Genomic DNA, 20,827 nt, shown 5'->3' on the forward strand with positions numbered 1-20,827 from the left:
GTAGCGGCGCAGCAGCTTGCGCAGCAACTGCGGCTTCTCCGCCGCGGCCGCGGCGGCCTCCGTGTTCTGCGCCTGCGCGCTCGTCGCAGCCGCCGAGGACCTGCCCGCCTCGTCACCGCCGCCGCACGCAGCCAGCAGCACGGCGCAAAGGAGCCCCGCCGGTGCGAGACAAGCTTGACGTGCCCGGCGCACCCTATATTTCATCAGCACTCCCAGTCAAAAAGATTTGGTGCCATACCGTAGAAACCAATTTGACGATCGCATGCCAGAATCTGCCGAAAAAATCACAACGATTGCCAAAAATAGATAGCAAGCCACCAGATCGGCACGCCAATGGCGCCGGCGCAGTCAAGCATCAATAAGAGGAACAAGCCTTTGCTTATTCGATCCGCCAAGCCGATGTGTGCGCAACCCAAATAGCGCAATTCAACACCTGAAATTCTTTGGAAGCTCATACCCGCACAATCACATTCGTGTACCAGCAAATACTGGCGCACGAGATGCAAGACAAGTGGAGCCACGCAGTCAGCCTCTCAGGTTGCAATTCTTAACCCAATTGGCTTTCATTCCTCATGTATCCGGACCAAGCATAACAAGCCTATGCCTGTCGGCGTAAATCTGGTCTCTGGAACGATTTATAGCATCAGCAACGGCCTTTGATTTTTCCTGAAGTGATCACACGCACGAAACAATAAGGACACACCCTGATCACGGGGATAGTATCGCGCTGTTCAATCACCGCAGCACCAGAATTCAACCGTAGTAGCTGCCGTAATCGGGACCTGTTTTTCTTCCCTTGTTCAATATGGACATTACGACCAGGCAATCCTCGACCGCCGCAAATGCCTGCTCAAGCAGCGGGTAAGGCGTCTTGGACTCTTCAACAACGACGACGACCTGTCCCATGCGGGAGGCAAGCACCTTGGCTTCCGAGGTCAGCAGCAGGGGTGTAGTGTCGAACACCACCAGCCGATCCGGATAGCGACTGGCAAGCTCGCCCAGCAGCTGGTCCATCGCGTCACTGGCCAAGAGCTCCGTCGATCGCACGTTGCCGGTCCCTGCGGGAAGAACGGACAACTTGGGGACGTTGGTCTTCAGCAGCACGTCCGACAGGTCCAGGGTCGAATCGGTGAGCACGTCCAGCAAGCCCTTGCGCGGTTGCAGCCCCAGCGTGCGCATGAGACTGCAGCGCACGACGTCAGCATCCACCAGCAGCACCGACATGTCGACCTCGATGGCCAAGCTGACTGCAAGGTTGATGGAGCAAAAGGTCTTGCCTTCGCCGGGCAACGCGCTCGTGACCATGATCAGCGGACTCCGGTCGCCGGCAGTCCTAGGCAATTTCCGGGCGTTGGCCAGCAATGGACGCTTGATGTGGCGGAACTCTTCAGCCATGGTCGAGCGGGAACGGGTGGCCACCAGCACACCGGCTTGTTCAAGGCGTTCGATGTCGAGCGTCACCGTTTCCGATTGACGGCTGATGCGGTGCGACTTGCCGTCAGCCGCATCAGCAGCGCGCAACCGCGCAGGCTCGCTTTCATGGTGAGCCGCCTGGCGGATCGCCGTCTGGTGTGAGCTTGTCGGTATGGTCCCGATGCGCTGCTCGCTCTTGCCGGTGCCAACTGCTGATGGAGGCATCTCCACACCGGTCTGGGACAGTTCTTGAAGCCGCTGGGTTGCAAGCTCGATGATGTTCATGCCTCGGCCTTCGCTTGACTCAGGAGTTCAACGCCACCCAGCCTACCCACACGGCTTGGAGCAACAGGAGAATCGCAATTGCGCCAGTGAACTTGACCGTGTCTGCACGCTGCTTGCTGGCTGCTTGAGGGCCGGTCTGCAAGGACACGGCGCCCAGCACGGGACGGCCGGACAGCTGTTTCAGTGCGGAAACGCTGTCGACTGTCGGCTTGACGAAGCTCAATGCAATTGCCGCACCTACCCCGACGAGGAATGCCGCAAGCACGGCCATGACGGCCAGGTGCAATCGTGATGGGAACACAGGAGAGCTCGACACCTTCGGCGGCTCGATGACCCGAAACTCGGCGAGTTGCGACGACTCGTTGAGCTTCACACCCAACTGGGCTGCTTCCCGCCGCGCCACCATCACCTCGTAGTTCTTGCGGATGACGTCGTAGTCGCGGTTGAGCTGAGCCAGTTCTGCCTCGACCTGTGGCATGCGGTCGCCGACGGCCCGGGCCTGCTCCAGGGCAGCCTGTTTCGTAGTCAATTGCGAGCGCAGCGAAGCCACTTGTGCTTCGGTCTCAGCCAGCGAAATCTTCAGCTTCTGGTAGACCGGGTTGGCTGCACTCTTGCGATCGGAACCCAGTGGAGACTGGCCTCGCGCCTCCGCCTCCTTGCGCCGGACCAGTTCAGCTTTGAGGTCGGCGATGACGCGACGCGCGTTCACGACGTCAGGATGCTGCTCCGTGAAGCGGTGGAGGTACTCATCGAGTTGCTTGTACTGCGCCTCCAGCCGGGTTTCGATTTCTGCCACTGCGATCGAGGAAGAGCCATCGCCAGGCTGCGTCACCTCGGTTTCCAGCGAGCGGCGGTAAGCATCACGGGCTTTCTCGGCTGCATTGAGCTCGACCTGGATCTTGTTCACCTCTTCCGAAAGCACGGAAACCCGCGTGAAGTAGTCCTGCGCCGAGACGCCCGTTGCGCCGAAATTGCGGACCTTGAACTCCTTGAGCCGGTTCTCCGCTTCAACCAATTTTTCCTCATAACTGCGGATCTGGCTCTCGATGAAGTGTCCAGCATCTTGCGAGTCACGCTGCTTGGACACCACACCGGACTGCACGAAAAGATCAACCGTGGCCTCCACGAGGCGCCTGGCCTGCTCAGGGCTGCTGCCGCGGTAGCTGATCTCGTAGAGGTTGTCGGCGCCAGCCGACACCACCTTGATTCTGGACATCAACCGGGACACGGCTTCCTCCCGGTGCGCCTTGTCAGAGGCGTCGAGCTGCAGGTCGGGTACCTCCAGCAAGCGCTGCATGTTAGGGCGGGAGATGAGAGTACGGGCCAGCATGCGCACCTGCTGGTCGACGTCAGGTTCGAAAGTCAGCCCGGCCATCAACGGCTTGAGCACTGTCTGGGTGTCAACGTACACCTGTGCTCTGGCCTCGTACCGGTTGGGAATGAACGAGACAATCAAAGCGAACACTGGCGCCAAGACTGCGGCGACTCTGAATATCAACCAGCGACGCTTGTTAAGTATGGAAACAGCTGTTCGTACTTTTTCGCTGACGGCTGCTACTGCATTGCTCATGGTCTGTGCCCTGCCGCTTTGAAATTGCACGTGTTGCACACCGCACATCCCGGTCTGGAACACGTCCCTCCAAAGGCCAGTGTGCCCTCACCGCGATGCACGAGCCGAGATAAAGCCGTTCCCTCCCCCCTGATTAGGGCGAATGGCGGCTCTGCCTGTTGCACTGCGCAACGCCGAAGCACATTCTTACGGTGCGATCAGGCCAAGCCGCAAACGGTCGCGGATGTGAATAGACGAGGGAAGCCAAAAAGCAAACAAGCGTCAAGCACTTCTTCGCGATTGGCGGAGGCGTGATTGCGCAAGCGTGATGTGGGGTGCACTGCCTACCCCGCTTCAGGGGGGATCACCGTAAACGCTCGAGTTTCTTGGACGTGCTGCGTGCCGTCGTGCCCGTCATTGGGATTTCGGCATCACAAGCGGGAGATACTATGAAGACGCAGAACGGACTGCCGAGTTCGTCCATTCTCGATTTCTCACAGGTAGCGACGATCAGTCGCTTTGGATCGTCGGAAGGCGAGGAGAACAACACAACGGGACGGCGTCCCGTAGAGAGCGATACACGCGACGCAGGCGCAAGCAATGTGGCGCTGCATCCTGCAGCGGCTCGCCCACGCCGCCCCGAGACGCTGCCACGTAACGATTTCGCCAAGCAGCTTCAACGCGAGAAACGGCGCGCCGAGCGCTCCAAGAGCCCGCTGTCGATCGTGGTCTATCGTCTCAACGAGGCCGTCGACAACGCAGCCGCCAAAGGCGACGCCAGCGAGTTTCTGGAAGTGCTGCATCAGGCCTCCCGTGAAACCGACTTCATCGGCCACCTCGGCGACGAGCTGATTGCGGTGCTGTGCCCCGACACAAATGAGCAGGGCATCAATACCTATATCGCCAAGGTGGAAGCGCTGGCCGGCGGTCGATGGTTTGCCACGGACGCTGCTACCTATCCGGACCAGCTGTTCGAAGGCCTGAGCAATGGTGGCCAATTCCGCCGGACTCTGCAGGAGTTGGTGGCCAACGATCTTGAAAAGACGTCTCGCCATGGATACCGCCTAAAGCGCTGGCTGGACGTTATCGGGGCCAGCGTGCTGATCCTGCTGCTGTCGCCGCTGATGCTGCTCGTGGCGCTGCTGGTGGCTGTCACGTCCCGCGGCCCCATCATCTTCAAGCAGATGCGCCTGGGTACAGGCGGGGTGCCCTTTCCCTTCTACAAGTTCCGCTCCATGGTCGTCAACATGGACGACAGCATCCATCGTCAGTTTGTGGCAGACCTGATCAAGGGCGAAATCAACGAGAACACCCAGGGCAGCAACACGGGCCCGGTCTACAAGATCCGCTCCGACCCGCGCGTCACCTGGATCGGCCGCATCATCCGCAAGACCAGCATCGATGAGCTGCCGCAGCTCTTCAACGTCCTCAAGGGCGACATGAGCCTTGTCGGACCCAGGCCACCCATTCCTTACGAAGCCGAGATTTATCAGGCTTGGCATCTGCGCAGGATCCTGAGTGCCAAGCCGGGCATCACAGGCCTTTGGCAAGTGCAGGCGAGAAGCACCGTGACCTTCAACGAAATGGTGCGACTGGACCTTAGGTATATCCGCGAATGCTCGCTCGGGCTGGATCTCAAGATCCTGTTCAAAACGGTCGCAGTGGTGCTTCGCTGCGATGGCGCGGTTTAACCAAATTGGGGAAAACAATGCAGATTGACGGTGCAAAGATTCTCATCACCGGGGGGGCCGGCCTGATCGGTTCATCCACGATCGACCAGCTTCTTAAGGATCACTCTCCTTCTCAACTGGTCATCCTGGACAACCTGGTTCGTGGCTCCTTGTCCAATATCGAGCACACCCTGAAGGACCCACGCGTCACCCTGGTGCGCGGCGATATCCGCAATGCCGACACCGTGCGTCGCGCCATGGAAGGCATGGACGCCGTCATCCATATGGCCGCCTTGCGCATCACCGCCTGCGCAGCCGACCCACGCGAGGCCATGCAGGTCATGTGTGACGGCAGCTTCAACGTGGTGGACGCAGCCCGCCAAGCGGGCGTGAAGAAGGTCGTCGCAGCGTCGTCGGCGTCCATCTACGGGCTGGCCGAGAGCTTCCCCACCAGGGAGGACCACCATCCCTACAACAATCAGACGTGGTACGGGGCGGCCAAGGTGATGCTCGAAGGCCTGCTGCGCTCCTACCGCTCCATGCACGGCCTGCCCTACGTGGCTCTGCGCTACTTCAATGTCTATGGCCCGCGCATGGACCTCCATGGCAAGTACACCGAAGTGTTGATCCGCTGGATGCAGCGCATCGACGCCGGCCTGCCGCCCATCATCCTCGGTGACGGCAAGCAGACCATGGATTTCGTCTACATCGACGATGTGGCCCGTTCCAACGTGCTGGCCCTGGCATCGGATGTCGAGGACGACGTCTTCAACGTGGCCAGCGGCGTCGAAACCAGTCTCAACGACCTGGCTGCCGCCCTGCTCAGGGTCATGGGGTCCGACATGGCGCCGGAGTATGGCCCCGAGCGGTCCGTCAACCCGGTCTCCAGACGCCTCGCCGACACCTCCAAGGCCGAACACCTGCTGGGCTTCAAGGCACAGACCAGCCTGGAGGACGGTCTGGCCCGTCTTGTCGACTGGTGGCATCTCAACAAGTCCAACGTGGTGGCTGCATGATTCCTATCGCAACTCCTGTCATGGGCGAGGCCGAGGCCGACGCCGCACGCCGTGTCATTGTCAGCGGCTGGATCACGCAGGGCCCGGAAGTAGCAGCCTTCGAACGCGAGTTCGCCGCGCTGGTCGGCGCCGAGCACGCCTGCGCCGTGTCCAACTGCACGACGGCATTGCACTTGGCGCTTCTGATCGCGGGCGTGCGCCCGGGTGATGAAGTCATCACGGTCAGCCACTCCTACATCGCGACGGCCAACAGCATCCGCTATTGCGGCGCCACGCCGGTGTTCATCGATATCGAGCCGGACACCTTCAACATGGACCCGGCGCTCATCGAGGCCGCGGTGACCGAGCGCACCCGCGCAATCCTGTGCGTGCACCAGATCGGCATGCCGTGCGACTTGCACAGCATCGTTGCGATCGGCCGCCGCCTGGGCTTGCCCGTGATCGAGGATGCCGCCTGCGCGATTGGCAGCGAGATCCTGTGGAACGGCGAGTGGCAGAAGATCGGCCGGCCGCATGGCGACATCGCCTGCTTCTCTTTCCATCCGCGCAAGGTCATCAGCACTGGCGACGGCGGCATGCTGACGACGTCCAATCCCGAATGGGACCGGGAGTTCCGGCTGCTGCGTCAGCACGCGATGAGCGTTCCGGATACCGTGCGTCACGGCTCGAATCAGGTCATTTTCGAGTGCTACCCGACCACGGGCTACAACTACCGCATGACCGACATCCAGGCTGCGGTTGGTCGGGAACAGCTCAAGCGCCTGCCCGAGATCATCAGCCGCCGCAGGGAGCTGGCCGAGGTGTACCGCCAGCTGCTGCAGGACGTCCCCGGTCTGCAACTGCCGGTGGAGCCTGCATGGGCCCGCACCAACTGGCAGAGCTACTGCGTGCGCCTGCCCCAGGGCTGCGACCAGCGGCAGGTCATGCAGTCGATGCTCGACGACGGCGTCGGCACCCGGCGCGGCATCATGTGCTCGCACCGTGAGCCGGCATACGCCGGTTTGCCCGTGCGGCATCCGTTGCCCCACTCCGAGGCTGCCCAGGACGAGTGCGTCCTGCTGCCGCTGTTCCCGCACATGACCGAAGCCCAGCAGCTCCAGGTGGTGGAGTCGCTGCGCAAGGCATGCAGCCGGCACGGCACGGCAGCGTCGGCGGCCTCCGTGTGCAAGGCGGCTTGACGAGAGGGGCATGCCCGTGGCCAAGGACTCCGCTGCCGTCGCAAGCACTCCCGCCAGCGCTGCGGGGCTGAATGCGGCGAAGCCTGTCGCGGCGCGGCGCAAGCACAGCTACCGCGACATCCTGAGCTCTTCGGCGCTCATTGGTGGGTCGTCGGCCATCAACGTGTGCATCGGCATCGTGCGCACCAAGGCCATGGCCATGCTGCTGGGGCCTGCGGGCTACGGCGTGATGGGCGCCTACATGCAGATTGCCGAGGTGGCCCGCAGCGTGGCGCAAATGGGCCTCACCGGCAGCGGTGTGAGGCAGATTGCCGATGCCGTGGCGTCCGGCGACAACGAGCGCATCGGCCGCACCGTGAAGGTGCTGCGGGTCGTTTCGCTGCTGTGCGCGTTACTCGGCGCCGCGCTGCTGGCGGCTTTGTCAGCCCCGATCTCGACGCTGACATTCGGCGATGACGGGCATGCAGGCGGTGTCGCGCTCCTGTCTTGCGCGCTCTTTTTCACCGTCCTGGCGGGCAGCCAGGGGGCCTTGCTCCAGGGCATGCGGCGCATTGCCGACTTGGCCAAGATCGCGGTGCTCGGCGGACTGCTGGGGACTGCGATCGGCATACCGCTGGTCTATGCCTTTGGTGAAGTCGGCCTGGTACCGACGCTGGTGGCCATGGCGGCCATCTCGCTGCTGACCTCCTGGTGGTACAGCCGGCGCATCGACGTGCCCATGCCGGTCTTGGGCTGGTCCGGCATGACCACCGAGGCCGGGGCGCTGCTCAAGCTCGGGGTGGCGTTCATGGCCAGCGGTCTGCTGATGAATGGAGCCGCTTACGCCGTGCGCACCATCGTGCTGCGAAAGGTGGGCCTGGACGCCGCGGGCATCTATTTCGCGGCCTGGACCATGGGCGGGCTGTACATCGGGTTCGTGCTCCAGGCGCTCGGGACGGACTTCTACCCGCGCCTGGTCGGAGTGATCCAGGACCACGAGGAATGCAACCGGGTCGTAAACGAGCAGGCCCAGGTGAGCCTGCTGCTCGCCGTCCCCGGCGTACTCGCGACATTGACCCTGGCGCCGCTTGTCATTGCACTCTTCTACAGCAGCGAGTTCACCGCCGCGGTCGGGGTGCTGCGCTGGATCTGTCTGGGCATGGCGGTGCGCGTGCTGACCTGGCCCATCGGCTACATCGTCGTGGCCAAGAACGCGCAGACCCTGTTCCTGGCCATTGAAGTGGCTTGGACCGTGATCAACGTCGGGCTCACCTGGTGGTGTGTCGATGCCTTCGGCGTGGATGGCGCCGGCATCGCGTTCCTGGCTGCCAACGTCCTGCATGCCTTCATGGTCTATCCCATCGTGCGCCGGCTCAGCGGTTTTCGCTGGAGCAACGCCAACCTGAAATTGGCCATCGCGTGTTTCCTGCTGATGGCAGGCACGTTCACTGGATTCCAGCTACTGCCCCCCATGGTTGCCATGGCGGCGGGAGTGGTGGCCACGATCGCGAGCGCCTGGATTTCGGTGCGAACCCTTACCGCGCTGGTGTCGCCACAGAACATGCCGGCGCGGCTGCAGCGCCTGTTGCGACTCCAGCGTGGCAACGACAACTAATGAGTCAGGAGGTCACATGGCAACTCAAAAGACCGACAACCAACAGCCCATCTGGATCGATCTCGACAATTCTCCCCATGTGCCTTTCTTCCGGCCCATCATCGAGGAATTGCAGGCGAGAGGTGTCCCACTGCTCCTCACCGCACGGGATGCGTTCCAGGTCACCGAGCTGATCGAGCTCTACAGGATCCCCTGCATCACGATCGGCAAGCATTTTGGCAAGAACAAGTTCATGAAGGCGCTCGGACTCCTGGTCCGCTCCGCCCAGTTGCTTCCTCTCATTCTTCGCCACCGCCCTCGCCTGGCGGTATCGCACGGCTCCAGGGCACAGACCATGGTGTCGCGCCTGCTGTCGATTCCGTCGATCGTGATTGCAGATTACGAGCATGCCCGCCATGTCACCAAGCCGGACTGGATGATCGTCCCGGAAGTTATACCGACCGAATCCGCCAGCAAGAGCGCCAAGCATGTGCTGAAGTACCCGGGCATCAAGGAGGACGTCTACACCCCTTCCCTCTCCCTGGATCCGGGCATCCTCAAAACCATGGGGCTGTCACCGGACGACATCATTGTCACCGTCCGCCCACCGGCCACGGAAGCCCACTACCACAACCCGGAAAGCGAAGCGCTGTTCACGGCCACCATCGAGCTTTTGGCCGCTCACCCTGCCGCGCGCATTGTCGTGTTGCCGCGCAACCAGCGCCAGCAGGCGGAAATCGTCCAGGCCTGGCCGAAGCTCATGGAAAGCCGGAAGCTGATCATCCCGGCCGAGGCCGTGGATGGACTCAACCTGGTCTGGCATTCCGACTTCGTCATCAGCGGCGGAGGCACCATGAACCGCGAGGCGGCCGCGCTGGGCGTGCCCGTCTACAGCATCTTCCGCGGCCATCCCGGTGCGGTGGACCTGTACCTGGCCAGCAAGCAGCGCATGACGCTGCTGGAGTCCGTCGAGGACGTGCGGCGCAAGATCGTGGTGACCAAGCGCGATCGTGCCCACGCACCTGATCTCAACAATCGCCGCACGCTGCAGGCCCTGGTGGGCCTGATCATGGACGTGGCTGTTGAAACGCAGGCCGTCGAAGCGCAAGCCGTCAAGAATTGATCCGAGGCCATTCATGCTGCATGTGATTTTCACGGTGGATTACGAGATCCACGGCAACGGCGATGGCGATCCTAAAGGGCTGATGGTGGAGCCCACCGACCGCATGCTGCGCCTGCTTGATGAATATGGGGCCAAGCTCACCATCATGGCCGACGTGGCGGAAATTCTCCGGTTCAAGGAGTACGCCGAAAAAACCGGCCGGGACGACTATGGCTACCGGGCCATCGTGGAACAGTTGCTGTATGCCATTTCAAAAGGCCACGACGTGCAACTGCACATCCACTCGTCCTACTTCAACGCCGTCCATGATCAGGACCGCTGGGCGCAGGACTGGTCGGAATACGACTTCGCGATGCTGCCCTACGAGCGGATGGATTGGATGGTCAGGACCTGCAAGGAGTACCTGGAGTCCCTGCTCAAGCCGGTCAAGCAGGATTACGCCTGCATGGCTTTCAGGGCGGCCAACTGGTCGGTAAGCCCTTCGACCAACGTCGTGCGTGCGCTCGTGAACAACCGCATTGAGATCGATACCTCGGTCTTCAAGTTCGGTCGCCGCAACGGTGCCGTCTCGTTCGATTATTCCGACGCCCACAGCCCCCTTGTGCCCTGGCGTGCGAGCGAGTCCAACATCTGTGCGAGGGATCAGAACGGTCGCCTTTGGGAGGTGCCCATCTATACGGAAAAACGGTGGCTCGGGGCCTTCCTGGCGCGAGGACGCCTGTATCGCGTGATGTGCGACGTCTTCCACAAGGGCCCCTTCAACGTCTCACACGCCAAGGCAGGCACCGGCGAGCCATCCGCCGGCCGGCGTCGCTCCCGGCTGGCTGCGCTCCAGGCCCTGTTCCGTACCCACGCCTGGAAAGCGGACTTCAACCAGTGCGACGGGCGCCAGCTGGTCGGCGCGCTGCAGCGGGCCGAGCGCAGCGTCCCGGCCGCAGAAGATGTCCACGTACCTTTCGTGCTGATCGGCCATTCCAAGCTGTTTACCAATGCCAACGAGGGGACGCTGCGGCCTTTTCTATCCCATATTGCCAGGCACTCCGACCGCTACGCCTTCGGCACGCTGCAGGGCATGGGACGCTACCAGGACCGGTGGGCGGTACTGTGATGGCCATCTGTGCCGACGCCCCGTTCGTGACACCGCCGGAGGTTTCACCGCGGGTGGGGCCATTCGTGATCGTCACGCCCGCACACAACGAGGAGACGTTCATCGAGGAGACGATTCGCTCGATGGTGCGCCAGACAGTGCGCCCGCTGCAGTGGATCATCGTCAACGACGGCTCGACGGACCGCACCCATGACATCGTGGCATCCTACGCTGCCCGGTACCCGTTCATCCGCCTGGTCGACCGACACCGTCAGGGAGAGCGTCATTTCGGAAACAAGGCCCACGCCTTCAACCTTGGCTTGAGACAGTGCGATGTCGCGGCGTTGAGCTTCATCGGCAACCTGGATGCCGACATTGCGCTTGAAGCTGACTATTTTGAGAAGGTGCTGCAGAGGTTCGAGCAGGATACGCGGCTCGGCATTGCAGGCGGCATGGTCCGCACGCGCATTGGCGACCAGTTCATCAGCCAGGACGTGGCGCTGGACAGCGTCGCGGGCGCCGTGCAGCTGTTCCGACGTGAATGCTTCGAACAAGTCGGTGGCTATCGGCCGCTGCCTCTGGGCGGCATCGATTCGGCAGCCGAGATCACCGCACGCATGAAAGGCTGGACGGTCCGGACGTTTCCAGAGTTGTGCGTTCTGGAGAACCGCAGGACCGGCACGGCGACCGCACCGCCGCTGCTGTCCCGCGTGAAGGAAGGACGGCGCTATCACTCGCTGGGCTACGGCTTTCTCTTCCTGTGCCTGCGCTGCCTCTACCGGGCCATGGATCGGCCCCGCATCCTCGGCAGTCTCGCCATCTTCATTGGCTATGTCCGCGGACTCGTGAGTCGAAGTCCAATCCTGCTGCCACCCGACACGGTGCAATACCTGCGCGGCGAGCAGCAGGCCAAATTGCGGCAGCAGTTGAAGTCGTTGGTGGTCGGTAAACCTAGCTAGGACAACATCACATGTGCGGGATTTGTGGCATCTACGACCGTTCCGGCAAACCGGTACCGCAGGACATCCTGGCGCGGATGAACACCGCCATCGGGCACCGGGGACCCGATGGTGAAGGCCAGTTCCTCCATGGCAATGTCGGCCTGGGGCACCGGCGCCTGAGCATCATCGACCTCGAGGGCGGGACGCAGCCCATGGGCAACGAGGACGACTCGATCCAGGTCGTCTTCAATGGCGAGATCTACAACTTCGTCGAACTGCGCGCTGAATTGCAGAGCTTCGGCCATGTCTTCAAGACCATGTCCGATACAGAGACGATCGTGCATGCCTACGAGCAATGGGGCACCGACTGCGTGAACCGCTTCAACGGGATGTTCGCTTTTGCCCTGTTCGACATGCGCCAGCGCCGCGTGTTCCTGGCACGCGATCACCTGGGCATCAAGCCGCTGTACTACACGGTCATTGGCAGCCAGGTGCTCTTTGGCTCGGAAATCAAGTCGCTGATCCAGCATCCCGAGTTCGAGCGGGACGTGGACATCGACTCCCTGGCTGAACTCTTCACCTTCCGGTTCGTGCCATCTCCCAAGACGCTATTTCGCAACGTCTATCGTCTGCCTCCCGGGCACAGCATGCTGATCAGCCCGAGCGAGGTGACTGTCAGCCGCTACTGGAATCACGTCCCGCAGTTCCGCAAGAACTGGCGCGAGGAAGAGCTGATTGAGGAGTACCTCGACCTGCTCAAGGACTCGATCAAGATCCAGTTGCGCAGCGATGTGCCATTGGGGCTGTACCTGAGTTCCGGCATCGACTCCTCGGCACTGCTGGCGATCATGAAAGATCACGCCTCCGGACCGGTGCAAACCTTCACCATTGGCTTCGAGGATGGGGAGAAAACCAACGAGGTGGCGGATGCCCGGAGCGTGGCACGGCTGTTCGGCGCGGAGCACCACTCGCTGATGCTCAGTTCGCAGGACTACCTGGACCATTTCGAGCGCTACATGCGCGACCTGGAGGAGCCCGTTGGCCATGAAGCTGCGCCGGCGTTCTATTTTCTGGCCCGCCTGACGAGCAGCCGCGTCAAGGTGGCCTTGACCGGTCAGGGTGCCGACGAACCCTGGGCCGGCTACGACCGGTACAAGGGCGTGCGTCTGTCGCAGCTTTACAGCCGCTTGCCCCGTGTCCTCACCGACAGCGTCTTGCCGTCGGTCGGCAGACTCCCGCTGCCGATGGAGCGGTTCAAGCGAGGAATTGCCTCCCTGGGGGAGCGCGATATCCTGACCCGGTTCACGAAGATCTACTCCTTCTTCAGCGCCGACATGAAGGCCCAGTTGTACGAGGGCACGCTGAAGGAGCGCTTCCTGTCGACGCCTTACGGGACCAAGGAAGCGCTGCGCCGCCTGCACACCGATGTCCAGCAACTCGACCCCTTGTCGCAGATGCTCTACATCGACACGCGCGCCAACCTGCCCGATGACCTGCTCATGGTTGCGGACAAGACGTCCATGGCCAACTCGCTGGAGGTGCGGGTCCCGTTCCTGGACTACCGCCTGGTGCAGTTCGTCGAGAACCTGCCGCCTAGCCTGAAACTGCGCGGCTGGACTGGCAAGTACCTGCACAAGCGTGCACTGAATTCATGGCTACCATCGGAGATCGTTCATCGGAAGAAGAAGGGCTTCGCACACCCCGTCGCCCACTGGCTGCGGCAGTCAATGAAGCCGCTGATCGACGACTGTCTGCTCAGCGCCAACTCGTCGCTGACGCGCTACTTCAACCAGGGCTACCTGCGCGAGATGGTGCGCAAGCACCAGGAGGGCAAGGAGCAGTACATGCGGCACATCTTCCTGCTGGTTTCCTTGGAACTGTGGCATCGCACTTTCTTCTCCAGGCAACACGGGTGATTCGGCATGGACCTTTCCATCATCATCGTCAACTGGAACTCCAAGGACCTGCTCGCTGATGCGCTGGCGTCGGTGCAGGAAAACGTCAAGGGCATCACTTACGAAGTGGTGGTGATCGATTCCGGTTCCTTTGACGGGTGCGCCAAGATGCTGTCCCAGGCCTATCCCTGGGTCCGGTTCATCCAGAGCGACACCAACCTCGGCTTCGCGAAAGCCAACAACGAGGCCTATCAAATGTCCACCGGGGAGGTTCTGCTGTTCCTGAACCCGGACACCAAGGTGGTGGGCAACGCGATACAGGACCTGCTGCAGGTACTCAGAAGCCGGCCGGATGCTGGACTGGTCGGTCCCAAGCTGCTCAACGCGGATGGTTCCGTCCAGGAAACCTGCATCAGGGCCTTCCCGACCTTGTTGAACCAGCTGCTCGACTCTGATGTCTTGCGTCGGCACTTTCCGAATTCGTCACTGTGGGGCAAGCGTGCTCTGAAGACCGCTAACGCAACGCCTCAGCGGGTGGAAGCGCTATCCGGCGCGTCAATCATGATGTCCCGAAAGGCCTTCGAGCGCGTCGGCCTGTTCAGCACCGAGTACTTCATGTACAGCGAGGACATGGATCTGTGCCTGAAAGCTGCCCGCGCGGGATTCCAGGCGTATTACGTCCCCACCGCGGTCGTCGTGCATTTCGGTGGCGCGAGCAGCTCGCAGTCCCCGACCAGCAATTTTTCGGCGGTAATGCGGCTGGAATCGCAGTGGCGCTTCTTCCGCAAGATGCACTCGGCGCGCTACGCCGCCGCGTACCGGGCTGCCATGTTCTTGGCCAGCCTGCTGCGCATCTCGGCCCTGGCGCTGCTGCTGCCGCTGCAGGCACTCATTCCTGGCAAGCGGGGTGTCGTGTATTCGTTGCGCAAGTGGGTGGCCCGCCTGCGCTGGACGGTCGGTACCCAGGCCTGGATGCGCAATTACTGAAATCCATGGCTGGTTGCATTTCAAACTCCCTGGTAAGCCCACATGCTCAACGTACGAATCCTCACGGAAAAGGTCGCGCGCGTGCTCGCTGAGGAAGGCATCGCCCCCTTGTGCCGACGCGCGCTGTCCCACCTGCGCGGGCAACGTGAGCGCGACCCGTTCGATGTCGAGAACGGTACCGAAACCAGCGGCCTAGAGCCCCTGTGGAAACTGAGCATCGATTCGCCCAACGCTCGCCATGGAGAAAGGTACCAAGCCACGTCGCCACAGGAACTGGTCTCGGTGCTGGAGTACCTGGGCGTGGACCCGGCCAGCTCCACCTTTATCGATCTGGGATGTGGGAAAGGTCGCACCCTGATCGTGGCGGCACGCTTTGGATTCGGCAAGGTCATCGGGGTCGAGTTCGCACAGGAACTGGCCGCGACTGCGCAGGCCAACCTGGTGTCGCAACGGCTGGACAACGCCGTCGTGCTGCGGGCGGATGCGGCCGAGTTCACGTTTCCCCCCGGCAGCAAGGTGATCTACCTGTACAACCCGTTCTCCGAGCAGGTGTTGGCCAAGGTGCTGGACAACCTGCGTGCTTTCCGCAACGACCGTCTCTACGTCGTGTACAAATCCCCGCGCTGTGCGCGGCTGCTGGATGAGTGTGACTTCCTGCAGCGCCATGAGCGCGCGCCACGCGCGCCGCACATCGGCATCTGGCGCGGGGTGACTGCCGAAGCACGCGTAACGCCTGAGGCCGTCGCATGACGATTCGGACCATACGCACGCTGGAAGGCCTTGCCGAGGTCCGCACCAGTTGGGAGCAATGGCAGACGCATGTCAACAGCGATCTGGCGCAGTTCGAACTGCTGTGCCGCCTGCGGCCGCAGGTGATGCAGCCCTGCGTGATCGTCGTTGAAAGGCACGGCGTGCCCCAGGCGCTGGTGGCGGCCCGGCTCGAGGAGGCACGCGTCGCGCCTTCCATCGGCTACCTGCAACTGCCGCGCATACCCGCCCGTGTGCTTGCCGTGATCCACCAAGGCGTTATGGGACAGCTGGACGATGCTGCGGCGGCCGAGGTCGTGCAGCATCTGTGGTCGATGCTGGCAACTAAGGCCGCCGATGCAATCGATTTTCACCACTTGCCCGAGGACTCCGCACTGCTGCGGGCACTGTACCGCGACGGCCCGCGCTGGTTCTGCGAGAAGACGCCACGCTGGTCAACCCATCGCGAGATGGTGCTGCCTACACAGGGCGGACTGATGGAAACACTGCGTGGCAAGCACCGAACGCATCTGCGCAAGCGCGAAAAGGAGCTCGACGAAGCATTCCCGGGACGGGTCACCTGGCGCTGGCTCACTCGGATCGATGATGTGCCTGCACTCTGCGCCAAGCTTGAGAAAGTCGCTGCCGGCACGTACCAGCGCGGTCTGGGCGCAGGATTCTTCGACAACGAAGAATTCCGCCGGCGCTTTGAGCTGTTCGCCCGACGTGGTCAGCTGCGCGTGCAGTTGCTGGAAATCGATGATGAAGCGCGTGCTTTCTGGTTCGGTTTCGTCTACGGCCACTGTTTCCATTCCTCCGAAACAGGCTACGACGCCAGCCTGCGCGATTACGAAGTGGGCACGCTGATGTTCGTGCGCATGGTGGACGAGCTGGCCCGTGAGGGTGTACGGCAGCTTGATTTCGGCCTGGGTGATGCCTACTACAAGGAACGGTTCGGGCACCGCTTCTGGCGCGAGACTTGTGTCTGGCTGTTTGCGCCAACCTTCAAAGGCTCGGCCCTGATGGTGTACGTAAGGCTGCTGACCGTAGCCGAGCAGGCGGCGCGCCGCCTCGTGAGTCACCTGGGGTTGCGCGACAAGCTCAAGAACGCCTGGCGGCGCAATCGAGCCAAAGGAGGACCGGCAGCCACCGCAAAAGCGCGATCGTGATGCTCAGCCTTTCCTGCTTCGTGACTCTTCCTGTCGCCCGGTATGGCCCGCTGCAATACGCGGGAACGGCCCTGTGACGCCTGCCTGTTGGGTAGCTTGAAATGAACGGTCTGGCCGTTGCTTTCATCTTTGTCGATGCACTGCTAGTGCTGACGCTGCCGCGCCACCTGGCCGCGCTACCGGTCCTGGCGGTCACTTACTACATGCCTGTGAGCGCAGGCTTCGATCTTGGCCCGTTCAACTTCTACGGCGTGCGGGTGGTCCTGACGCTGGCTTTCGTCCGGATACTGGCTAAGGGCGAGCGTCTGCCGGGCGGTGCCAATCGCCTTGACTGGCTCATGGTCTGGTGGGCCGTCGTGGCGCTGGTGACGAGTCTGTTCCACGACGATATGTGGGCAACATTCGTCAACCGCCTGGGCCTGGTCTTCATGGGCTGTGGCAGCTACTTCACGCTGCGGATCTTCTGTTCTACCCAGGAAGATGTCACCCGGATCTGCCGGATGACGGCACTGCTGCTGCTGCCGGTGGCGGTGTCCATGCTTTATGAGAAGCTCACCGGCAACAATCCGTTTGCCGAGTTCGGGGGCGTGAGCTCGACGTCCGAAGTGCGCAACGGGACCATCCGGGCACAAGGCGCCTTTGGTCACTCCATCCTGGCTGGATCGGCTGCCGCTGCCGTGCTGCCGCTGATGGGAGTGCTGTGGCGTTCGCATCGGATGACGGCCATTGCAGGCATCGGTGCGTGCCTGACCATGGTGTTCTCTTGTGGATCCACGGGTCCGCTCATGAGCACCGTGTTTGCCCTCGCTGCCTTGATGATGTGGCGCATGCGGGAGCACATGCGGCTGGTGCGTTGGGGAGCTGTCCTGGGCTACATCGGGCTTGAGCTGGTCATGAACGCACCCGCTTATTACATCCTCTCCTACATCGACCTGACGGGCAGCAGCACCAGCTGGCACCGGGCAGCCTTGATCGAAGCAGCGGTGACTCATTGGCCGGAATGGTGGGCCATTGGTACCGACTACACCCGGCACTGGATGGCCTACGGTGTGCTGTGGAGCGGCAACCACGTCGACATCACCAACTACTACATTCGGATGGGCGTCGACGGCGGCATGCCCCTCCTGTTGATGTTTCTCGCCGTGCTGGGCAAGGGCTTCTCCTATGTGGGCAAGATCCTGCAGACGCGAAACGGCCAGTCGGCAGATTTTCCCTTTGCCACCTGGGCTCTCGGAGCAGCACTCTTCGCGCATGCATCGACCTTCATCTCGGTGTCGTACTTCGACCAATGCGTCGTGCTTCTGTACATGACACTGGCGCTCATCAGTTCCAGCTTGATGCAACAGACGGTCGCACCGGTGCAGGCCGCAGTACGGGCCCGGCGCACCGAGAGATTCGGATTTCCAGCCAATGCCCGGGTCGAAGGTATGCCGCGATGAATTACGGGCGATAAGCCTGTCATGCATTCCAACAATATTGGCTCGCCGATGCGGGCTCGCAGATGGAGGGGTACGCGCATGAAGATCACTTTTGTTCTGCCCTATGCCGGGCTTCAGGGCGGTATCCGGGTCATTGCCATCTATGCCGAGCGCCTGGCCCGGCGCGGTCACGACGTGCGCGTGATCTCGATGCCCCAGGTCTTCACCATGCGCCACACCGCCAAATCCCTCCTGCTGGGCCGGGGGCTGCCCAGACCCGAACCGTCCCATTTCGACGGCATTGATGTGCCGCACCGCGTCCTGGACTCGGTCCGGCCGGTCACGGACGACGATGTGCCGGACGGCGATGTGGTCATCGCCACGTTCTACACGACAGCTTACGGGGTCCAGTCCCTCTCTCCGTCCAAGGGCGCGAAGGCCATCTTCATCCAGAATTACGAGGTGCCACCCGGCAAGTTCAATCCGACGCTGGACGCCACATGGCGCATGCCGATGCACAAGATTGTGATCTCCAAGTGGCTGGTCGACTGGGCTCGCGATAAGTTTGGCGACACGTCCATTTCGCATGTGCCCAACAGCGTCGACATGGAGCAGTTCCATGCACCGGCGCGGAACCGGAACGTGAGGCCGACCGTCGGAATGCTGTACAGCTCGTCGCCCCTGAAAGGCTGCAGTGTGAGTCTCAAAGCCTTGGAGCGCGTGGCAGCCGTTCTGCCGTCCTTGCGTGTGGTGTCGTTCGGTGCCGAGCAGCCCGACTTCCGCCTTCCTCTGCCTTCCTATGCCGAGTTCCATCACCGCCCCCCGCAGCAGCAGCTGCGGGATCTGTACGCACAGTGCGACGTGTGGATGTGCGGCAGTCACGTCGAAGGATTCCACCTCCCGCCGCTGGAGGCGATGGCCTGCCGGTGTCCGGTGGTTTCCACTCGGTGTGGCGGGCCTCTGGACATCATCGACGAAGGCGTCAACGGCCATCTTGTCAACGTCAAGGATGATGTCGCTTTGGCCGACAGGGTGCTGCGGGTGTTGACCCTCTCCAACGACGACTGGAAGCGCATGTCCGATGCGGCCTACCGCACCGCCACGCACTTCACGTGGGACGACGCCACGGACTTGTTCGAGCAGGCTCTCCACCGTGCCATTGAACGTACACGCCGGGGCCAGCTTGGAACCCACATGGTGAAGCACGCAGCGTGACCGCGATCAGACAACGCAACGCTTGGAGGAGAAGGCTATGAGCAACCCCAAAGTGTCCTTCGTCGTTCCGTGCTACAAGCTTGCCGGATTCCTGCCGACCTGCATCAATTCGATTCTCCGACAGTCGTATACCGACTTCGAGATCCTGATCATGGACGACTGCTCGCCTGACAACACGGGCGAAGTGGCACAGTCATTCAGCGATCCCCGTATCCGCTATATACGCAACGATCCCAATCTTGGTCACCTGCGCAACTACAACAGAGGTATCGAGCTCAGCCGTGGTGCGTACATCTGGCTCATCTCGGCCGACGACTATCTGCGCTCCAACCGGGTGCTGCAGCGTTACGTCGAACGGCTCGATCGCAGCCCCGAGGTCGGTTACGTTTTCTGTACCGGTTACGGCGTGCGTGATGGCATCGAGACGGACTTGCTCGGGCAATTACAAGGGCGTGGCGATCGCGACCGGGTGCTGTCGGGCAAGACGCTGCTGAAGAAACTGCTGAGCGGCAACTTCGTACTCACACCGTCCGGCATGGTGCGGCGAGAGTGTTATGAGAAGGTCAGCAAGTTTCCGCTCGACATGCCGTGGTGCGGTGACTGGTATCTGTGGTGCCTGTTTGCACTTCACTACGATGTTGGCTACTTCGCCGAGCCGATGGTCTGCTATCGCCAGCAGCACTCGCTCAGCATGACCGAGAAGCTGACTGGCGAGCGGCTTGAGGCATGCGCATCGGAGGAGATCCGCGTGCCCTGGACGATCCGTGAGCACGCATTACGTCTTGGTCGACAGGACGTGGCACGATTGTGCATAGCAGCCTTGGCCGATACCTACGCGCGGACATTGGCTGATCAGCGCTATCTGAGCGCCGGCAGTAACGTCAATTTTGAGCGTATGGAGAATTCGCTGCAGCAGCAAGCGATCACGGACCTCGAACGGGACTGCATCCGGGCCCGTGTGTATGCGACAGTGGGCAACAAGTGCTATTGGCGCCACGACGTCACAGCAGCCCGCCACTTCTATCGCCTTGCACTGGCCAAGGCACCCTGGCGACTTTCGGTACTGATCAAGCTCCTATTGATCTCTTTGGGTCGCCCTGGCCACTACGTACGGCGATCCATTCTCTCGGCGCGCTGAAAGTGTGGTGCCGACCCGTTGCCGGGTCGGCACCACGCGGAGCGCTTCTCCGGCGCTCCCTCCCTCAAGGAGATCGGACAGTTACTGCGCGCGCAGGTTCGTCGGCGGGGACACCGTGATGGCGCCGGTGGCGTACTCGAAGGGGCCGCGGTCGTAGGTGCCGTCGGCGCCGCGGGTTCGACCCAGGCCGTCGACGTTGAAGGGCGCGGGCAGGTTCGAGCCCGCGGCCGTGGAGGCCTTGAGGCGGAAGTCCAGCGCAGCGATGTTGACGAAGGGGTCACCGCTGGTGGCGCTGCTGCCGCCGGTCTCGCCGTGGCTGCCGCCGGCGTTGACGAAGTGGTTGTAGTTGTGCGCGGAGAACTTGGAGAAGTCCGGGCTGTTGCTGTTGTAGAAGATGTTGTTGTAGGCCTCGTTGCCCGAGGC

At 62.0% G+C, this 20,827-nt stretch carries 18 protein-coding genes; 14 read left to right on the top strand and 4 right to left on the bottom strand.

Going from position 1 to position 20,827, the window contains the following annotated elements; all coding sequences use genetic code 11:
• Positions 1 to 284 precede the first annotated feature (284 nt).
• The 3 genes from HHL10_RS28805 to HHL10_RS28815 all read right to left on the bottom strand — a co-directional run bounded on the left by HHL10_RS28805 (position 285) and on the right by HHL10_RS28815 (position 3,331).
• A complete protein-coding gene (locus HHL10_RS28805) occupies positions 285 to 521 on the bottom strand; it encodes a hypothetical protein (protein ID WP_169163876.1) in 237 nt (78 codons plus the stop codon).
• A 232-nt stretch (positions 522 to 753) separates the two neighbouring features.
• Entirely contained in the window at positions 754 to 1,698 is a 945-nt protein-coding gene (locus HHL10_RS28810) for an XrtA-associated tyrosine autokinase (RefSeq protein WP_169163877.1), read from the bottom strand.
• Positions 1,699 to 1,717: 19 nt separating this feature from the next.
• Positions 1,718 to 3,331: an XrtA system polysaccharide chain length determinant gene (locus tag HHL10_RS28815; RefSeq protein WP_169163878.1), complete on the bottom strand. Its 1,614-nt coding sequence runs from the start codon at positions 3,329 to 3,331 to the stop codon at positions 1,718 to 1,720.
• Positions 3,332 to 3,696: 365 nt separating this feature from the next.
• On the opposite strand from HHL10_RS28815, the gene HHL10_RS28820 reads away from it, so the two are divergent.
• From HHL10_RS28820 to HHL10_RS28885, 14 genes are all read left to right on the top strand, one after another.
• Positions 3,697 to 4,938, top strand: a complete 1,242-nt coding sequence (locus HHL10_RS28820) for a sugar transferase (RefSeq protein WP_169163879.1) — start codon at positions 3,697 to 3,699, stop codon at positions 4,936 to 4,938.
• Between the two features lie 17 nt (positions 4,939 to 4,955).
• Positions 4,956 to 5,933 (top strand): NAD-dependent epimerase/dehydratase family protein, encoded by a 978-nt coding sequence (locus HHL10_RS28825; RefSeq protein WP_205833274.1) that lies wholly within the window; start codon positions 4,956 to 4,958, stop codon positions 5,931 to 5,933.
• A gap of 20 nt (positions 5,934 to 5,953) precedes the next feature.
• Positions 5,954 to 7,111, top strand: coding sequence for a DegT/DnrJ/EryC1/StrS family aminotransferase (locus tag HHL10_RS28830; RefSeq protein WP_235971859.1), 1,158 nt, complete (start codon positions 5,954 to 5,956; stop codon positions 7,109 to 7,111).
• Between the two features lie 10 nt (positions 7,112 to 7,121).
• A complete protein-coding gene (locus HHL10_RS28835) occupies positions 7,122 to 8,705 on the top strand; it encodes an O-antigen translocase (RefSeq protein ID WP_169163881.1) in 1,584 nt (527 codons plus the stop codon).
• 16 nt (positions 8,706 to 8,721) lie between these two features.
• Positions 8,722 to 9,807 carry a DUF354 domain-containing protein gene (locus HHL10_RS28840; RefSeq protein ID WP_169163882.1) on the top strand — a complete coding sequence of 362 codons (1,086 nt, stop codon included), beginning with the start codon at positions 8,722 to 8,724 and terminating at the stop codon, positions 9,805 to 9,807.
• A gap of 13 nt (positions 9,808 to 9,820) precedes the next feature.
• Positions 9,821 to 10,915, top strand: a complete 1,095-nt coding sequence (locus tag HHL10_RS28845) for a polysaccharide deacetylase family protein (protein WP_169163883.1) — start codon at positions 9,821 to 9,823, stop codon at positions 10,913 to 10,915.
• Positions 10,915 to 11,853 carry a glycosyltransferase family 2 protein gene (locus HHL10_RS28850; RefSeq protein WP_169163884.1) on the top strand — a complete coding sequence of 313 codons (939 nt, stop codon included), beginning with the start codon at positions 10,915 to 10,917 and terminating at the stop codon, positions 11,851 to 11,853. The genes HHL10_RS28845 and HHL10_RS28850 overlap by 1 nt, the downstream gene beginning before the upstream one ends.
• An 11-nt stretch (positions 11,854 to 11,864) precedes the next feature.
• Positions 11,865 to 13,751 carry an asparagine synthase (glutamine-hydrolyzing) gene (gene asnB / locus HHL10_RS28855; RefSeq protein ID WP_169163885.1) on the top strand — a complete coding sequence of 629 codons (1,887 nt, stop codon included), beginning with the start codon at positions 11,865 to 11,867 and terminating at the stop codon, positions 13,749 to 13,751.
• A gap of 6 nt (positions 13,752 to 13,757) precedes the next feature.
• Positions 13,758 to 14,717 carry a glycosyltransferase family 2 protein gene (locus HHL10_RS28860; protein ID WP_169163886.1) on the top strand — a complete coding sequence of 320 codons (960 nt, stop codon included), beginning with the start codon at positions 13,758 to 13,760 and terminating at the stop codon, positions 14,715 to 14,717.
• Between the two features lie 42 nt (positions 14,718 to 14,759).
• A complete protein-coding gene (locus tag HHL10_RS28865) occupies positions 14,760 to 15,467 on the top strand; it encodes a class I SAM-dependent methyltransferase (RefSeq protein ID WP_169163887.1) in 708 nt (235 codons plus the stop codon).
• Positions 15,464 to 16,633: a GNAT family N-acetyltransferase gene (locus HHL10_RS28870; RefSeq protein ID WP_169163888.1), complete on the top strand. Its 1,170-nt coding sequence runs from the start codon at positions 15,464 to 15,466 to the stop codon at positions 16,631 to 16,633. The genes HHL10_RS28865 and HHL10_RS28870 overlap by 4 nt, the downstream gene beginning before the upstream one ends.
• Before the next feature lie 101 nt (positions 16,634 to 16,734).
• Positions 16,735 to 18,072 (top strand): O-antigen ligase family protein, encoded by a 1,338-nt coding sequence (locus HHL10_RS28875; protein ID WP_169163889.1) that lies wholly within the window; start codon positions 16,735 to 16,737, stop codon positions 18,070 to 18,072.
• Positions 18,073 to 18,150: 78 nt separating this feature from the next.
• Positions 18,151 to 19,266, top strand: coding sequence for a glycosyltransferase family 4 protein (locus tag HHL10_RS28880; RefSeq protein ID WP_169163890.1), 1,116 nt, complete (start codon positions 18,151 to 18,153; stop codon positions 19,264 to 19,266).
• A gap of 37 nt (positions 19,267 to 19,303) precedes the next feature.
• Complete coding sequence (locus tag HHL10_RS28885) at positions 19,304 to 20,404, top strand: glycosyltransferase family 2 protein (RefSeq protein ID WP_169163891.1); 1,101 nt, start codon at positions 19,304 to 19,306, stop codon at positions 20,402 to 20,404.
• 81 nt (positions 20,405 to 20,485) lie between these two features.
• Here the strand turns inward: HHL10_RS28885 and HHL10_RS28890 are convergent.
• Positions 20,486 to 20,827 (bottom strand): hypothetical protein (locus HHL10_RS28890; protein WP_169163892.1); only part of this gene is annotated, 342 nt, incomplete at its 5' end.

It is taken from the genome of Azohydromonas caseinilytica (assembly GCF_012927045.1).
In the GTDB taxonomy this organism is placed as follows: Bacteria; Pseudomonadota; Gammaproteobacteria; order Burkholderiales; family Burkholderiaceae_C; genus Azohydromonas; species Azohydromonas caseinilytica.

What these genes read in the sequence shown, in the direction of transcription:
- HHL10_RS28810 (WP_169163877.1), bottom strand. Translation starts at nt 1,698, where the DNA reads ATGAACATCATCGAGCTTGCAACCCAGCGGCTTCAAGAACTGTCCCAG.
- HHL10_RS28820 (WP_169163879.1), top strand. Translation starts at nt 3,697, where the DNA reads ATGAAGACGCAGAACGGACTGCCGAGTTCGTCCATTCTCGATTTCTCA.
- HHL10_RS28825 (WP_205833274.1), top strand. Translation starts at nt 4,956, where the DNA reads ATGCAGATTGACGGTGCAAAGATTCTCATCACCGGGGGGGCCGGCCTG.
- HHL10_RS28830 (WP_235971859.1), top strand. Translation starts at nt 5,954, where the DNA reads ATGGGCGAGGCCGAGGCCGACGCCGCACGCCGTGTCATTGTCAGCGGC.
- HHL10_RS28835 (WP_169163881.1), top strand. Translation starts at nt 7,122, where the DNA reads ATGCCCGTGGCCAAGGACTCCGCTGCCGTCGCAAGCACTCCCGCCAGC.
- HHL10_RS28840 (WP_169163882.1), top strand. Translation starts at nt 8,722, where the DNA reads ATGGCAACTCAAAAGACCGACAACCAACAGCCCATCTGGATCGATCTC.
- HHL10_RS28845 (WP_169163883.1), top strand. Translation starts at nt 9,821, where the DNA reads ATGCTGCATGTGATTTTCACGGTGGATTACGAGATCCACGGCAACGGC.
- HHL10_RS28850 (WP_169163884.1), top strand. Translation starts at nt 10,915, where the DNA reads ATGGCCATCTGTGCCGACGCCCCGTTCGTGACACCGCCGGAGGTTTCA.
- asnB (WP_169163885.1), top strand. Translation starts at nt 11,865, where the DNA reads ATGTGCGGGATTTGTGGCATCTACGACCGTTCCGGCAAACCGGTACCG.
- HHL10_RS28860 (WP_169163886.1), top strand. Translation starts at nt 13,758, where the DNA reads ATGGACCTTTCCATCATCATCGTCAACTGGAACTCCAAGGACCTGCTC.
- HHL10_RS28865 (WP_169163887.1), top strand. Translation starts at nt 14,760, where the DNA reads ATGCTCAACGTACGAATCCTCACGGAAAAGGTCGCGCGCGTGCTCGCT.
- HHL10_RS28870 (WP_169163888.1), top strand. Translation starts at nt 15,464, where the DNA reads ATGACGATTCGGACCATACGCACGCTGGAAGGCCTTGCCGAGGTCCGC.
- HHL10_RS28875 (WP_169163889.1), top strand. Translation starts at nt 16,735, where the DNA reads ATGAACGGTCTGGCCGTTGCTTTCATCTTTGTCGATGCACTGCTAGTG.
- HHL10_RS28880 (WP_169163890.1), top strand. Translation starts at nt 18,151, where the DNA reads ATGAAGATCACTTTTGTTCTGCCCTATGCCGGGCTTCAGGGCGGTATC.
- HHL10_RS28885 (WP_169163891.1), top strand. Translation starts at nt 19,304, where the DNA reads ATGAGCAACCCCAAAGTGTCCTTCGTCGTTCCGTGCTACAAGCTTGCC.